The organism is Streptococcus sp. CCUG 71758 (assembly GCF_011714815.1).
Lineage (GTDB): Bacteria > Bacillota > Bacilli > Lactobacillales > Streptococcaceae > Streptococcus > Streptococcus halitosis.
Window position 1 is genome coordinate 689263 of the sequence record NZ_RXXO01000001.1, and the last position, 15603, is coordinate 704865.

A 15603-nucleotide genomic window follows, 5' to 3' on the forward strand; every position below is an offset into this window, starting at 1 on the left:
AGTGTCATTAAAAATAAAAATAGGCTAAGACCTAGTCTCGCCCATTTCTTATCTACTTGATAATACCGTCAATGCTAAGGCAATGGCTAGCCAGAAAAAGACTAAAATACCTGTCAAACGTTGCATCACAGCTTCAAAACCACGCGCCTTACTACGTTCAAACAAATCACCTGAGCTGGCATCAAATACATTGCTGGATTGGTTCTTAGTTGGTTGCATGAAAATCGCAATCACAATCACAACAGATAATACTAATAAAATGGTTAATAATAGGTTGTACATATCAAACTCCTTAAAATCCCTATTATTTTACCATAAATTCTACTTAGATTCAAGATGTAGGGTTACTTTTCTTTCCTTGGGACAATACTTTAAAACCTCAATCTTGTCTGGATGAGTTTTGGAGTTCTTACTGGTTATATAATTTATGCTGCCACAAGAGGAGCACTTGAGATTGATTTTTACTCGCACTAGATTTCCTTTACTTTTAATAATGATCTAAATTGAACTAAGTTAAATAAACAACTGAAAGCCACACAGGCTGCTGTCGCATAAAAAACAGAGTGGTAGCCAAATTGCCCCGCGACTGCTGAACCAGTCATGGGACCAACAACACCCCCAAGGTAGAAAAAGACTTGGTTAAAGGCAAAAATCCTTGAAATGCCTGCTTTGGGAGTCATCTTACTAAGCAATGCATTAACACCTGGTATCAGAGCACCCGTTCCCAAACCAAATAGAAAACGATACAAGCCAAGTTGAATGGGGCTGGTCGCATGGGCACAAAGAAGGTAGATGATGACTGAATACATCTGTGCTGCGACTAAAAGTCTATGATTTCCCACCTTATCTCCTAGTTTTCCCATCACTCCAGCACTCATCATGCTAGAAAATCCCATACTCGATACTATCAAACCAGATACAAAGAGGAGATTTTCAGTCCGCCCTAAGTCCCGCACATAGAGAGCCAGGATAGGACCAATTGATTGAGCTGAAAATTGAATGACAAAGCTGGTTAAAAACAAATTAATCAAAAGATGAGAGTGTTTAATAGAACTAAACAACTCTTTTGTTGGTATTGCCTTCTCCTTAGCTACTGGCTGAAAATCTTCCTTGATAAAGAAAATGGTTAAGATTGCGGCTAAAAACAAGAAGCCACCTACCAATAAAAAAACATTGCGGATACCAAAAATTTCAGCAATCAAGCCCCCCACAAAGGGGCCCGTTAGGGTTCCAGCTACTACTCCAGTTGATAAAGTTCCCAAAGCATAGCCCGACTTATCTTTAGGTACCTGACTAGCAATCAAGGCCGTCGCATTGGGAACAAAACCAGTAAATACACCATTTAATAATCTAAGAAAGATTAACCAATAGATATTCGGAACAAAGGCCAAACCTCCCATAGTAATGGTCATGGCAAGGCCAGCTCGAACCATCATGGGTTTTCGACCGTACTTGTCAGCAAGAATACCCCAGATAGGGGAAATCAAAGCTGCTGAAACAGCCGAAACTGAGATGGCTAAACCAGCATAAAAAGCAACTTGATCCCTTTCAATTCCCAACTGCTCTACAAAGATAGGCATGAAAGGAACGACTAAGGATATACTGGTTCCCGTTAGAAAACTACCAAACCAGGCGACACGAAGATTATCTTTCCAACTAATCTCTTGCACAACTATCGCCTCCTTCAAGTAACTTCACTACTTGACTCACAAGCTGATCACGACTGCCATTATTATCTAGTATATAACTCGCTAGTTTTTTCTTTTCTTCTAAAGACCACTGAGTTGCCAGACGGTCTTCAGCTGATTCCTTAGAAAGTTGATCCCGTTTCATGAAACGTTCCACCTGAACATCTCGATCCACATAGATCAACCAAGTTTCATCAAACCAGTTGGCATAGTCTTGCTCAAAAAGCAGGGGAATATCCATGAAAAAAATCGATTCTGTCTGAACTAACTTATCTCGCAATGCTGCTAGTTCCTCACGAATAATCTCTCCTTGGGTTTGCTTAGACCATTCCTGCTCCTCAGGATTTGAAAAGATGAGACTAGCTAGAAGAGGACGATTGAGTTCTCCATTTTCTAAGAGAATTTCCTGTCCAAAATGCTGAACTAAGACCTGATAAAGACGACCACCAGGTTTTTGTAGTTGGTGGACAACTGCGTCGGCATCAATCACTTGAAAGCCTTGCTGTCTCAGAAAATTTGTCACAGTTGACTTACCAGAGGCGATGCCTCCTGTGATTCCGATGATTTTCCCCATCAGCCCCTCCTTTGACACTGAGGACAAAAATGAGTTCCTCGTCCACCGAGCTGGAATTTCTCAATCACTGTCCCACAGCGGGAACATGCTTGTCCAGTCTTATCATAGACCTGATGGAAGTCCTGCATGGTTCCGTCTTCCCCAAAGGCATTGGTATAGGTCCGAATGGTGGAACCGCCCTTTTCGACTGCCTGTCCCAAAACAGCAATAGTCTGGTCATGTATAGCTGAGGTTTCGTCTGCTGTCAAAGTCTGCGAAGGTCTTGCTGGATGGACCTGTGCTCGCCAGAGGACCTCATCCACATAGATATTGCCAAGGCCAGCTACCAAGGTTTGGTCTAGGAGGTGGGATTTGATAGGCTTTTTAGATTTGGCTAGGGCGGCTTGGAAGGGCAGCAAATCAAAGTCCTTCTCTCTTGGTTCAGGCCCTAATTTTTTAGAAACAAAGTAGGCTTCCAATAGGTCGAGGGCCAGCAGTTCCATGGTGCCAAACTTGCGTACATCCTCATAAACAAGCGTACCACCATCTTCGAACTCAATGAAAACATGGGCGTGTTTACGTTCAGGAACCTGATCCGGATAGTAGAAATACTTGCCCTCCATCCGCAAATGGGAAATCAAGACCTTGTCTGTCAGGAAAAAAAGCAAATATTTTCCACGACGCCCCATGGACTCAATTACTTGACCAGGCACTTCCTTTCGAAACTCGTCCAAATCTGTCTTAATCATCTTGGGATAAGCAATCTCAATATTAGAAATCTTCTTTCCCAAGATCAATTTTTCTAAGCCACGACGAACCGTTTCAACCTCAGGTAATTCAGGCATAAGTCCTCCTTCTGTAAAAACAAGAAGCAGGCATGAGCCCACCTCTACTTAGTATTCTTTTTCATTATAGCCAAAGTCAGCCAAATCTAGTTTTTTATCACGCCAGTTTTTCTTGACCTTGACCCAAGTTTCTAGGAAAACCTTGTCCCCTAGCATGAGTTCGATATCACGACGGGCCATGGTCCCAATTTTCTTGAGCATAGCGCCACCTTTACCAATGATAATACCTTTTTGACTATCACGCTCGACCATTATGGTTGCCCGGATATGAACCTTGTCGGTCTCCTCATCACGCTTCATAGAGTCAATCACTACTGCAACTGAGTGAGGGATTTCTTCACGCGTTAGGTGCAAGACTTTCTCACGAATCATCTCTGAAACCAAGAAACGCTCTGGGTGGTCTGTGATTTGATCAGCTGGGAAATACTGGAACCCTTCCTCAAGATTTTCACTGAGGATGTCAATTAGACGAGATACGTTATTTCCCTGAAGGGCTGAGATAGGTACAATTTCCTTAAAGTCCATTTGATTACGGAAGTCATCAATCTGAGCCAAAAGCTGATCTGGATGGACCTTGTCAATCTTATTCACCACCAGAATCACAGGAACCTTGGCAGCTTTCAGACGCTCGATAATCATATCGTCGCCCTTACCACGTGGCTCATCAGCTGGCACCATGAATAGAACAGTGTCTACTTCACGAAGGGTGCTGTAGGCAGATTCCACCATGAAATCCCCAAGAGCTGTTTTGGGCTTGTGAATTCCTGGTGTGTCGATAAAGACGATTTGCTCCTTATCTGTGGTGTAAATCCCCATGATTTTATTGCGCGTTGTCTGCGCCTTGTCACTCATAATGGCAATCTTTTGCCCCATGACGTGATTTAAAAAGGTTGACTTCCCAACATTGGGACGTCCTAAAATGGCTACAAAGCCTGATTTAAATGTCATAATTTCCTCTTATTGTTTAAAATAGTAAATCCCAAATACGTGGGAGAAAGATAAGTGCACCTGTCACTGCAGCAAGAAGGGAAACCACAAGCACGGCACCAGCTGCCATGTCCTTGGCTTTCTTCGCCAACATAGAAAAGTGATAGTGACTGGCCAGATCCACCACATTTTCAATAGCAGAGTTAATAATTTCAAATGCTACTACCAAGAAAATGCTCATTAGGAGAAAGAGCCATTCAATGCGTGACACCTGAAAAACAAAACCTGCAAGGATGACTACTAGAGCCGTCACTGCATGTTTTCGCATATTGCGTTCTTCCTTGAAAGCAGTCAGAATTCCTGTAAGGGCAAATTCTAAACTGGATACAAGGTCACGATTTTTCCATTTTCGTTTATTGTCTTGTGAGTCCATAGGCTGTCAAAATTTCTTCTTGTAAACCGAACATCTCCGCTTCTTCTTCAGGAGTGTAGTGATCGTAGCCGTTAATGTGTAAAAAGCCGTGTACTGCCAAGAAGCCCATTTCACGCTCAAAGCTGTGACCGTATTCCTCAGCCTGCTCATGCGCTTTATCGATAGAGATGAACAGTTCCCCAATATAGGCATCAAACTCGGACATCATTTCTGCTAATTCAGGGTTTTCAAGCAGATCTTCTTCATCAAAGGCAATGTCCAACTCTGGCTTATACTCAAGGCTAATGACATCTGTCGGACGATCCGTATCACGGTACTCAAGGTTGAGTTCATGGCTACGCTCATTGGTCACAAAAGTAACTGCCATCTCCTTGTCTTCTTTTCCTATTTTTTGGGCTGCAAATTCCAAAATTTCTTGGGTTTGTTGCAAGATTTCTTGTGAAACTTGGCCAGTTTCATCTACCATTTCAATATACATGTACTTCTCGATTCTCTTTACTTGGCTTTATTATACCATATTTCCATGATTTTATTCTACCTTTTTGATATAATACTATGGAATACAATCACAAGGAGAGAACGATGTCATTTGACGGATTTTTTTTACACCACATGATTGAGGAATTGCGAAGAGAGTTAGTCAATGGTCGCATTCAGAAAATCAATCAACCTTTTGAACAAGAATTGGTCTTGCAAATCCGCAGCAATCGCCAAAGCCATCACTTGCTCCTCTCTGCTCATCCCGTTTTTGGACGCATCCAACTGACCCAAACGACTTTTGAAAATCCAGCCCAACCTTCTACTTTTATCATGGTTTTGAGGAAGTATTTACAGGGTGCCGTGATTGAGTCGATTGAACAAATCGAAAATGACCGTATCGTAGAAATCACCGTTTCCAATAAAAACGAGATTGGAGATCATATCCAAGCGACTCTCATTATCGAGATCATGGGCAAACACAGCAATATTCTCCTCGTGGATAAAAGTAGTCATAAGATTCTCGAAGTGATCAAACACGTTGGTTTTTCACAAAACAGCTACCGCACCTTGCTCCCCGGATCGACCTATATCGCTCCCCCAAGTACCGAATCCCGCAATCCTTTTACTATCAAGGATGAAAAGCTCTTTGAAATCCTACAAACCCAAGAACTAACAGCAAAAAATCTTCAAAACCTCTTTCAAGGTCTGGGACGCGATACAGCAAATGAATTGGAAAGTTTATTGGTCAGTGACAAACTATCCACTTTCCGTAACTTTTTCAGTCAAGAAACCAAGCCATGCTTAACAGAAACTTCCTTCAGTCCAGTTCCTTTTGCAAATCGTATAGGAGAGCCTTTTGCCAGTCTTTCTGATCTTCTAGATACCTACTACAAAGATAAGGCAGAGCGCGATCGCGTCAAACAGCAAGCCAGTGAACTCATTCGCCGTGTTGAAAATGAATTGCAAAAAAATCGCCACAAACTCAAAAAACAAGAAAAAGAACTAGAGGCAACTGAAAATGCAGAAGAGTTTCGCCAAAAAGGAGAGTTACTGACAACCTTCCTCCACCAAGTTCCCAATGACCAAGACCAGGTTACCCTAGACAACTACTACACCAACCAGCCTATCACTATCACGCTTGATAAGGCTTTGACTCCCAGTCAGAATGCCCAACGCTACTTTAAACGCTATCAGAAGCTCAAAGAAGCTGTCAAATACTTGACTGAGTTGATTGAAGAAACCAAGGCTACCATCCTTTATCTAGAAAGTGTCGAGACTGTTCTCAATCAAGCTGGGCTGGAGGAAATCGCTGAAATCCGTGAAGAATTGATCCAAACTGGCTTTATTAGAAGACGCCAACGCGAGAAAATTCAGAAACGCAAAAAACCAGAACAGTATCTGGCGAGCGATGGCAAGACCATCATCTATGTCGGACGAAACAACCTGCAAAATGAGGAATTGACCTTTAAAATGGCCCGCAAGGAGGAACTTTGGTTCCATGCCAAGGACATTCCTGGAAGCCACGTCGTCATCTCAGGAAATCTTGATCCATCTGATGAAGTTAAAACAGATGCGGCAGAACTAGCGGCCTACTTTTCCAAAGGGCGCTTGTCAAATCTAGTTCAGGTAGATATGATTGAAGTGAAAAAACTCAATAAACCAACTGGTGGCAAACCCGGTTTTGTAACCTACACAGGACAAAAGACCCTCCGCGTTACACCAGACCCAGAAAAAATCGCATCTATGAAAAAATCCTGATTCCACTTGAAATCAGGATTTTCTTTTACATTTTACTCTGCAATCAAGGTTTCCAAACCAACCTTCATCATATCAGTGAAGGTATTTTGGCGTTCTTCTGCCGTAGTGTCTTCATCTGGATTGACCAAGCTATCAGAAATGGTCATGATAGCAAGTGCATCAACGTGGTGTTGGGCAGCAAGATAGTAAAGAGCCGCTGCTTCCATTTCCACAGCCTTGACTCCCCATTTACCAAGCTCGATATTCTTTTCAAAGTAGTTTGAGTAAAAGACATCTGATGACAAAACGTTCCCAACGTGGGTGGTCATACCAAGTTCTTTGGCGATATGGTAGGCCTTGTCTAGCAAATCAAAACTAGCGATTTGTGGAAAATCATACTGTGGCCAGTCGTTGCGGATAATGTTTGAGTTGGTTGCAGCCGCCTGCGCCAAGACCAATTCACGGACATGAACATCTTCATTTAATGAACCCGCAGTTCCCACACGGATCAATTTCTTTACACCATAGTCCACAATCAACTCACGCGCATAAATCGAAATGGACGGCATCCCCATCCCAGTTCCCATGACCGATACACGGTGCCCTTTGTAAGTACCAGTGTAACCAAACATGTTACGCACTTCATTAAAACAAACAGCATCTTCAAGGAAGTTTTCCGCAATAAATTTCGCACGAAGAGGATCCCCAGGAAGAAGAATTTTATCAGCAATTTCACCCTGCTGAGCAGCAATATGGATAGACATAATATAAGATACCAAACCCGTCAAAAAGCGAAGGGAAAATAGGAGTTGGTCGCAGTGAGCGATGCTCGCTAGACCAACTATCTTTTTCCCACTGCTTTTAGGGTGGGTTCAATTCCTTTCTTTCTTAATTTTGATGATAAATAGGAGAATAGCTCGGGTTCAATTCAAAACCAAACTACCCTACCTTTCAATGTTTTAGAAAAGTTTTCCGCTCGTGTTCAAATCTGAACACCTTACTCTACCTTTCTTTTTGTATATTTAGGATAGCGACAGAGAACAAAGTAAAAATAGGAAACTGACGACGCATCGCAGATGCTAGACAGTTTATCTTTTTTACACAGTTCTCCGCCCGTATTCAGTTCAACAAATACGGTTTACCCATCCTTTCTTTCTTGATTTTAAAATTAAATATTTCACAGAACAATTAGCCCGAGTTTGACTATAACTCAGATACTCTGCCTTTCTGTAATTCCTAGTTTACCAATGAATCTAAAAATACATACAGTTTTGCATTCATTTCAGAATAATCGTTTCCACGTAATTCTTCTGGTGTTTGAACAAAAGGCAACTTTTCACTTTGCTCTCTTAATTTCTCCTCACCATCCGCAGCAATCAATAACTCTATTGCGTCTGGATCAAATTCCAAATGAGCCTGAAAGGCATAATGTTTTGGACTGAAACGAATAATCTGACGTGGACAACCTTGACTGGTCGCAAGAACAACAGCATCCTCTGTCAGCCCTGGCATATCACCATGCCAGTGGCCGGTTTCTATGTTTTTTCCGAACAAGCTGACATGAGGATCTGTTAGACCTTGCATCGTCAATGTCACAGGATAAACGCCGATCTCGCGCTCTGGACTATGTTCATACTTCGCACCATAGGCAACAGACAGGAGTTGCGCACCAAGACAGACACCAACAATATAAATATCTGCAGCAATCGCTTCTTTCATAAAAGCAAGCTCAGCCTTTGGATCATAGTATGGGAAGTTTTCTCTATCCTCATCAGGTGATTGAGGACCACCCATGACAATCAGAAAATCAATCCCGTCAATTGTTTCAGGAAGAGGTTCTTTTTCATAAACCTTTGTTGATGTAATTTGATGACCTCGTTCTAGAGCCCATTTTAGATATGCGCCTGGAACCTCAAATGTCTCATGTAAAATAAAGTGAACTCTCATGACATTACAATTCAGCAAGAATCGCTTTAAGCAAGCCTTTGAAGTCGCCTTTAACACGCTCTGTCACTTCCACAACTTCCTCGTGGTTGAGTTCTTCTTGGAAACCAGCAGCATGGTTCGTAATACATGAAATACCGAGAACTTTCAAGCCCGAGTGAGCTGCCACAATAACTTCAGGAACTGTAGACATACCAACTGCATCTGCTCCCAATGTCTTATAGGCACGAATCTCTGCTGGGGTTTCATAAGTCGGACCTGTTACACCAATATAGACACCTTCATCAAGCTTGATACCGAGTTTTTTAGCCACTTCATGGGCAGTAGCACGGTATTCTGGAGTGTAGGCTTTAGACATATCTGGGAAACGTGGACCAAAATCATCCAAGTTTTCACCCATCAATGGGTTTTGCCCCGTCATATTGATATGGTCTGAGATAGCCATCAAGGTACCAGGACCAAATCCAATACCTCCAGCTGCATTGGTTACAATGACACCTTCACATCCGAGTACTTTCATTACACGTACTGGGAAAGTCACGACTTCAAGAGGATTTCCCTCGTAGAAATGGAAGCGTCCTTGAAGAGCCAAGACCTTGCGCCCTGCAAGTTCACCATATACCAATTTACCAGCGTGCCCAACTACTGTAGAGCGGCCCCAGTTTGGAATGTCTGCATAGTCTACTACAACTGGATTTTCGATTTCTTCTGCCAATTCTCCAAGTCCTGATCCAAGGATTAAACCAAACTCAGGTGCTTGGATTCCCTTGTCTTTCAGGAAAGCAGCTGTTTCCTTGATTTTATCTAAAAATGTCATTGTGTGTCTCCTTTATTATTTTTTAGCATTTGACCGATTTTGTCAAAGGTTTTTGCGTTGCGAATGGTGATGTTGCGGTAGAAAGGCATCTTGAGCAAGTACTTGTGATAGGCAGTTGCATAGTAGGATTTTTCAGAGAATTTCCCCCAGAAAATCCCAAGTCTTCCAAAATGAATCACTTCATCTTTCAGTTCCAAACTTTCAACTTTCTCGATGACTTGATCCACATCCAAGCCCTCCGTGTAAAAGAGGACGTCCTTTCGTGCCAAATCTTTGGTCCACCATTCAGGCAGATTTTCAAGTTCCTCTTCAAAGTCCTCAAGACTCAACAAGGAAAAGCTCTGAATAAATGGATAATGGATTTCAAAGAAAGCCTCTAACTTTTCAACCAATTGGGCTTTGGGAGCTGTCGAAGTAAAGAAAATGTTGCCACTGTTGATGTAGGTTTCAACCTTTTCCAGTCCCAACTCTGTCAGTTCTTGACGAAGTTGCGCCATGACAACTTTATTCTTGCCACCGACATTAATTCCCCTTACCAGTAAAGCATAGCGTTTCATCTTATACCAATTTATCTAAGAAACTTTCCCCAATCATGGCAGTTTCAACACCAAAGTTATCCGCAACTGTTGCTGAGATATCTGCAAAATGTCCAACTGGAATGACACCATTTCCTTTAAAGGAAGGACTGTAAGCCAAAAGTGGAATATATTCGCGAGTGTGGTCTGTTCCTGCATAGGTTGGGTCATTTCCATGGTCCGCAGTAATCAAAAGAAGGTCATTTTCTCTCATTGCTGCGATAATTTCAGGCAAGCGTTCATCAAACTCATGCAAGCAATCACGGTAACCATGAGCATTGCGGCGGTGTCCATAAAGGGCATCAAAGTCAACTAAGTTTGTGAAAGAGAATCCTTTTTCAAACTCAGCAAGTCCCATGGTCTTCAAGAGTGTATCAATTCCATGACTGTTTGACTTGTTGTGGCCCATGTCATGATTGATACCAGCGCCATTAAAGATATCGTTGATTTTACCAACAGCGTAAGTATCGATGCCAGCTTCGTTCAATTTATCCAAAACAGTTGGTGCAAATGGAGATACTGCCAAGTCACGACGGTTTGCTGTACGAGTGAAATTACCTGGCTCACCAACATATGGACGGGCAATGATACGACCTAGAAGAGCAGGACGCTCAAGGGTAATCGAACGAGCGTATTCACAAATACGGTACAATTCATCCAAAGGAATAATGTCTTCGTGGGCAGCAATCTGCAAAACAGGGTCAGCTGAAGTATAGATAATCAACTCCCCAGTTTCCATCTGACGTGGTCCAAAATCATCGATAACAGCTGTTCCTGAATAAGGTTTGTTGGCTTCACGAATGACCTTGCGTCCTGAAAATTCTTCGATTTTTGTCAGGATTTCTTCTGGGAATCCGTTCCAGAAAGTATCGAAAGGCTCGGTAATATTGAGTCCCATGATTTCCCAGTGTCCAGTCATAGTATCCTTACCAAGGGAAACTTCTTCCAATTTTGTTGCATAACCTGTTGGGTTGATTTCTGCTGGTACAGTCTTAAGAGGAGTTTCACGTGGAATATTTCCTAAACCAATTTTAGCCATGTTTGGCACATTCAAACCAACTGTTTTTGAAATGTGTCCTAGTGTGTCAGAAGCTCCATCTGGAACCCCTGCATTGACAAAGTTATTGGCATCTGGTGCAGCACCGATTCCCACAGAATCCAGTACCACCAAGTGAATACGATTAAATTTTGACATAGTATGTCTCCTTATTTTTTTGATTAGTTTGCTTTTGTTGAAGTTAAAATCTGAACACCATCTCGTCCCGCTACGATGACCTTGTCCACCATTTGGTTGAACAAGCCATGCTCTACGACACCAACGACATGGTCCATTTCTTGCCCGAAAGTAATCGGATCTTCAATGACATCCAAGGCTAGGTCAATGATAAAGTTCTGCATATCGGTCACAAAACGTTGGCCGTCTTTTTCACGGAAACTTGGTTTGTAGCCAGCTCGTTCAAACCGACGAAAGACCTGTTCTGCACCATACTGAACCACTTCTACTGGCAATTTAAAAGCACCTAGTTTCTCTACTAGTTTGCTTTCATCTACCACCCAAATGTATTCTTTTGAGGGCGTTGCCACAACCTTCTCCATCAGAAGGGCACCACCACCGCCTTTGATTCCGTTAAACTGGCTATCTACTTCATCCGCCCCATCAACCGTCACATCGACAAAGTCTACTTGATCAATTGACTTGAGCGGGATGTTAAGACCTTCAGCCTGTTTACTAGTCACACTGGAAGTTGTCACAGCAGTAATCTGCAAACCTTCTTCCTTAATCCGACGACCGATTTCTTCTACGAAATAGTAGGCAGTAGAGCCCGTTCCAAGTCCGACTACCATGCCATCCTTGACAAACTCAGCAGCCTTGATACCTGCCATTTTCTTCAGATTTTCCACTCAAACACCTCCATTAAAGAGCTATTTTTATTATAACATGTATCCGTTTTTATTTCATGGATACACTGGAAAAACCCGAACATTTTTATTTCGGGTTTTGGTGTCCTATTTAACCATATCAGGATCGTAATCATAGAATCCTGTGTCGAGGAAACGGTTTTTAGGGTGTAACTTGCGCACTTCCTCATCTAACAAGAAAGCTTGGTCATGGCTGAAATTCCCCTCTTGAATCAAGCTACGTGCTTGGATAAAGAGTTTAGCAATTTCTACAAAATTCTGACCAGGTGTGTAGAGCCCCTCTAGCTTCCAGTGAGTAAAGCCGTGCTCGACCAATTCTGTCAATTTGGTCATCAAATCAAGGTCATTGTTGGCAAAGATGTGAGTACCATGATTGTCTTCAAAGATAGAATAATGGCTCTCAGGGTCACTCGGTTCTGCTAAGAAGAGGTCACGTTTACGTGTCTTTTCATCATCGATGTGCGTGAAGTTATAGTAGTTTTGCAAGAGCGGACGCTTAGAATGGTGAATGACACTAGCCCCATAAACCAATACTTCAGCAGGAATTTCCAAAATCTCTGGCATCTTGAAGAGTTCAGCAGATGGAATTTCACGCGCCAAAACCGCCTCAGAGGCGCCAGCCTTTTGACCCCAGAAGTTAATCTGACGACTGCTTGTTACCATGGTTGAAGCATCATAAATGGTCTTAAAGGAATAACCATCGCGATTGACAACGTAAAAGACACCTGCATCCCCAACAGTAATATAGTCTGTCTTGATTTCTTCCAAGAAGTCTAGGAAAGGCTTGATACGGTCCATCATATCTTGGTGCATGAGGGCATTAACCGAAACAATCAATTCTTTGCCAGCTTCATGAACCAACTTAGCAATCTCACGCAATTGGTCATGACTAAAAGTCGTTGGCAGACGAAGGCCAAAATCTTTCTCACCGACATAGATACGGTCTACGCCAGCTTCGAGTAGTTGTTCAACTTGTTCAATACTTTCAGCAGTTGCTGTAATGATAATCTTTTCCATAAGGAAGATTATACCACATTTCTCAAAAATCAGCTATGGTTACTGAGAGTTTCACAAAAAGTTAAACTTGTTTCTATCTTTTCCAATCAAAAAAGTGAACAGTAACTTGTACCATTCACTCTATTTTATGCATGTGTTTCTTCAACTAGGTGGCCATCGTTCATGACATAAATACGATCAACCTTATCAAGAAGACGAGTATCGTGCGTAATCATAACAACTCCTCTACCTTGTTCATGGGCAATGGCAGCCAGCATCTCCGTTACTTGGTAAGCACGCTCAGTGTCAAGACTGGCTGTCGGCTCATCTGCAAGCACAATGCTTGGATTGTTATAGAGCGCTCTAGCAATCGCGGCACGTTGACGTTCACCACCCGATAGAGCTTTGGGATAATGATTTTGAACTTTTTCCAAATCCAACAAGTCAAACAGCTCTTTTCGGTCACTTTTACTATTTTTCCCCTTATCTAGTCTGTCTATCAAATCTAGCTGTTCCTTGACCGTTAGAAAAGGAATTAAGTTTGAAGCCTGAAGAATGAAACCAAACTCTCTAAAACGGAGATCTGTTTTTTCCTTCTCCGTCAAACTGCCTGTTTCCTTCCCCTTGACTAGAATCTTTCCACTCGATGCTTCCTGTAGTTGTCCTAGAGTTGTTAGAAAGGTCGTCTTTCCGGAACCTGAAGGTCCAACGATAGCTACGAACTCTCCCGCATTTAGCTGAAAATTCGTCTCATGCAGGGCTACGACTTTCATCTTTCCTTCCCCGTAGGTTTTTGTCACTTGATTCATTTCAATCAATGCTGTCATACTATTCTCCTTATCATTCTGCAATCGCAGTAATCGGGTCCACCTTTAACAAGCGTGGAAGTGAAATGACACCACCTAGAAGGGCCATCAAGGAAATTACCAAACTTAGGACAGAGTAGGCTATCCAACTTGGATAGAAAAAGAAGGTAGCTGGTAAGACTAAAATCACTCCTCCGATTGCCAGCAAGGCTAAAGCAATCCCCATACCAGCTAGGAGGAAGATTTGACAGAATAGAGACCATACAATGGTTTTGATCTGTATCCCTTGAGCTCGCATTATTCCATAAAGGCCTAGTTTTTGGATGGTAATGATATAAACAAAAATCCCCACAATCAAGCCTGTAATGACAATCATAGCGAGAATCATTCCTGAAAATACATTCACCTGAGGTGTGTAACCAGGAATTTTCGAAATCATTTTTGGAATGGAAATCTGTTTCAGTCCATCGCCAGACACTTCTATGTCATTTTTCAATACCAAGGCAGTGATGGAACGATTGGCTTTCAAGGTTCCTTGTAAGGTCCAATAAGTTGTCAGACTCGTAAAGACAACAGGCTCAGTGAAAAACTTATTTCCTTGAGTCAGGCCTACAATCTTGTAACTTGAATCACTTCCATTGAGCTGAATGGCATCACCTAGCTTCATCCCATAGTTCTCAAAAGACTGATCCACGACAACCTCATCATCTCCTTCAGGATAACGACCCTCCGTCAAACTAGGAGAGATAAAAGAGTCCCAGTTTTGAGCAAAAATGGAAACATTGACCTTTTCACTACCATCGACTAGATTGGTTACAGCGAACATATAGCCCAATGGAGCAGCCTCTTCAGAACTCTTGTCCTTGTAGTCCTTTTCAGGAATAAAGGATGCTGTCAAATTATCATTTGCGTAGTCGGATAAAACGACACCCGTCGCTTGCCAATTATCAATAGCTGCTCGGTTGTTTCGCACAAGACCAAGAGCTAGACTGGTCATAAAAAAGACCATGAAAGCGATAAGAAAAATGGTAGTTAGAATCAAACTATATCGAAGTTTGTTTCGTAATATCTCTTTGATAGCAAGATACATGCTTATCTCCTTTTTACTTTTCCCCAGAGGTAGCAAAATGCTACCCAGTCCAATAGACAGCATCTCTGTCTTATCATCCATTCAAAACAACTCCTACCTCTTTTACAAAGAATCACGGTAGCAACTCAACAAATTATCTTAGGAAAAGCACTTGCTTGCTATCAATTTATATAAGTTATCCCTTCCTCAGTATATTTATAATAGAGAAGGTCAGGTCATCTGTTTCAAGTGTAACATCCATGCTATCACTTTCCCTAGTGGGTGTCAAGAAAAGCAACTTAGAAGATGATATAAGACTTTAGTAGTTTTGTAACAATTCTGTAATAATTCTCTGCATAAAAAATGATAAAATAGTTATGTACTGTTAAGGAGAGAATCATGCCCGCAAGAAAATTAGAAGCTTATGAGTTTGAACAAACTCCCGAATCGAATCAAACTCCGCTTTATCAAGACTATACACTGGAAGCTCCTGTTAGCTCCAATTTAAAAGAAATTTTATTTTTTGTAAATATTGCTTGTTTTTGTATTTTTATGGTGTTTTTTAGTTTTATCTTTTTAGCCTTAAAATTGAACACAGCTTTATCATTTGTTGCTGCTATAGGGGCAAGCTTGGCACTCCTCCAACTCCAACGAAAGATCATTAAACGAAAAATTTCAAAATAAAGGTTGGTACCATTACCAACCTCTTTTCTAGTTATCAAAAAAGACAGTTATATTGTACTGACCCCAAAAAGTTAGACAAATAATTATTGAAAGGATTTAGTTCTGTACTGCACAGGACTAAGTCCTTTT

At 41.8% G+C, this 15603-nt stretch carries 19 protein-coding genes; 2 read left to right on the top strand and 17 right to left on the bottom strand.

Annotated features, from left to right (window positions below):
- Positions 1-48: 48 nt before the first annotated feature.
- Genes secG through ybeY form a run of 8 tightly spaced genes read right to left on the bottom strand, consistent with a single transcriptional unit; the run spans position 49 to position 4924 of the window.
- Entirely contained in the window at positions 49-282 is a 234-nt protein-coding gene (gene secG, locus EKB01_RS03425) for a preprotein translocase subunit SecG (RefSeq protein ID WP_000282517.1), read from the bottom strand.
- 39 nt (positions 283-321) lie between these two features.
- The gene (gene rpmG / locus EKB01_RS03430) at positions 322-471 is read right to left on the bottom strand and encodes a 50S ribosomal protein L33 (protein WP_167265677.1); all 150 of its coding nucleotides are present in this window, start codon (positions 469-471) and stop codon (positions 322-324) included.
- Positions 471-1670, bottom strand: a complete 1200-nt coding sequence (locus EKB01_RS03435; RefSeq protein ID WP_167265679.1) for a multidrug efflux MFS transporter — start codon at positions 1668-1670, stop codon at positions 471-473. The genes rpmG and EKB01_RS03435 overlap by 1 nt, the downstream gene beginning before the upstream one ends.
- Positions 1657-2262: a dephospho-CoA kinase gene (coaE, locus tag EKB01_RS03440; protein WP_167265681.1), complete on the bottom strand. Its 606-nt coding sequence runs from the start codon at positions 2260-2262 to the stop codon at positions 1657-1659. The genes EKB01_RS03435 and coaE overlap by 14 nt, the downstream gene beginning before the upstream one ends.
- Positions 2262-3086, bottom strand: coding sequence for a DNA-formamidopyrimidine glycosylase (mutM, locus tag EKB01_RS03445; RefSeq protein ID WP_167265683.1), 825 nt, complete (start codon positions 3084-3086; stop codon positions 2262-2264). Before mutM ends, coaE begins: the two co-directional genes overlap by 1 nt.
- Before the next feature lie 48 nt (positions 3087-3134).
- Positions 3135-4034: a GTPase Era gene (gene era, locus EKB01_RS03450; protein WP_109289941.1), complete on the bottom strand. Its 900-nt coding sequence runs from the start codon at positions 4032-4034 to the stop codon at positions 3135-3137.
- A gap of 16 nt (positions 4035-4050) precedes the next feature.
- Entirely contained in the window at positions 4051-4446 is a 396-nt protein-coding gene (locus EKB01_RS03455; protein WP_045616975.1) for a diacylglycerol kinase, read from the bottom strand.
- Positions 4427-4924, bottom strand: a complete 498-nt coding sequence (ybeY, locus tag EKB01_RS03460; RefSeq protein ID WP_000275169.1) for an rRNA maturation RNase YbeY — start codon at positions 4922-4924, stop codon at positions 4427-4429. The genes EKB01_RS03455 and ybeY overlap by 20 nt, the downstream gene beginning before the upstream one ends.
- A 104-nt stretch (positions 4925-5028) precedes the next feature.
- On the opposite strand from ybeY, the gene pavA reads away from it, so the two are divergent.
- Positions 5029-6684 (top strand): Rqc2 family fibronectin-binding protein PavA, encoded by a 1656-nt coding sequence (gene pavA, locus EKB01_RS03465; protein ID WP_167265685.1) that lies wholly within the window; start codon positions 5029-5031, stop codon positions 6682-6684.
- A gap of 32 nt (positions 6685-6716) precedes the next feature.
- On the opposite strand, the gene deoD is transcribed toward pavA, so the two are convergent.
- From deoD to EKB01_RS03510, 9 genes are all read right to left on the bottom strand, one after another.
- Positions 6717-7427, bottom strand: coding sequence for a purine-nucleoside phosphorylase (deoD, locus tag EKB01_RS03470; protein ID WP_000022091.1), 711 nt, complete (start codon positions 7425-7427; stop codon positions 6717-6719).
- A gap of 472 nt (positions 7428-7899) precedes the next feature.
- A complete protein-coding gene (locus EKB01_RS03475) occupies positions 7900-8610 on the bottom strand; it encodes a type 1 glutamine amidotransferase (protein WP_167265703.1) in 711 nt (236 codons plus the stop codon).
- 4 nt (positions 8611-8614) lie between these two features.
- Positions 8615-9424 (bottom strand): purine-nucleoside phosphorylase, encoded by an 810-nt coding sequence (locus EKB01_RS03480; protein WP_060628514.1) that lies wholly within the window; start codon positions 9422-9424, stop codon positions 8615-8617.
- On the bottom strand, positions 9421-9981 hold the full coding sequence (locus tag EKB01_RS03485) for a DUF1697 domain-containing protein (RefSeq protein WP_070838703.1): 561 nt from the start codon (positions 9979-9981) through the stop codon (positions 9421-9423). The genes EKB01_RS03480 and EKB01_RS03485 overlap by 4 nt, the downstream gene beginning before the upstream one ends.
- A 1-nt stretch (position 9982) precedes the next feature.
- Entirely contained in the window at positions 9983-11194 is a 1212-nt protein-coding gene (locus EKB01_RS03490; RefSeq protein WP_070838705.1) for a phosphopentomutase, read from the bottom strand.
- 23 nt (positions 11195-11217) lie between these two features.
- Complete coding sequence (gene rpiA / locus EKB01_RS03495; RefSeq protein WP_084937877.1) at positions 11218-11901, bottom strand: ribose-5-phosphate isomerase RpiA; 684 nt, start codon at positions 11899-11901, stop codon at positions 11218-11220.
- A 105-nt stretch (positions 11902-12006) separates the two neighbouring features.
- Positions 12007-12936 (bottom strand): peptidase U32 family protein, encoded by a 930-nt coding sequence (locus tag EKB01_RS03500; RefSeq protein ID WP_000411170.1) that lies wholly within the window; start codon positions 12934-12936, stop codon positions 12007-12009.
- A gap of 125 nt (positions 12937-13061) precedes the next feature.
- Complete coding sequence (locus EKB01_RS03505; RefSeq protein WP_000125730.1) at positions 13062-13742, bottom strand: ABC transporter ATP-binding protein; 681 nt, start codon at positions 13740-13742, stop codon at positions 13062-13064.
- A gap of 13 nt (positions 13743-13755) precedes the next feature.
- On the bottom strand, positions 13756-14811 hold the full coding sequence (locus EKB01_RS03510; protein ID WP_000280277.1) for an ABC transporter permease: 1056 nt from the start codon (positions 14809-14811) through the stop codon (positions 13756-13758).
- Between the two features lie 378 nt (positions 14812-15189).
- On the opposite strand from EKB01_RS03510, the gene EKB01_RS03515 reads away from it, so the two are divergent.
- Positions 15190-15474, top strand: coding sequence for a DUF3270 domain-containing protein (locus EKB01_RS03515; RefSeq protein WP_084872933.1), 285 nt, complete (start codon positions 15190-15192; stop codon positions 15472-15474).
- Positions 15475-15603: the final 129 nt, after the last annotated feature.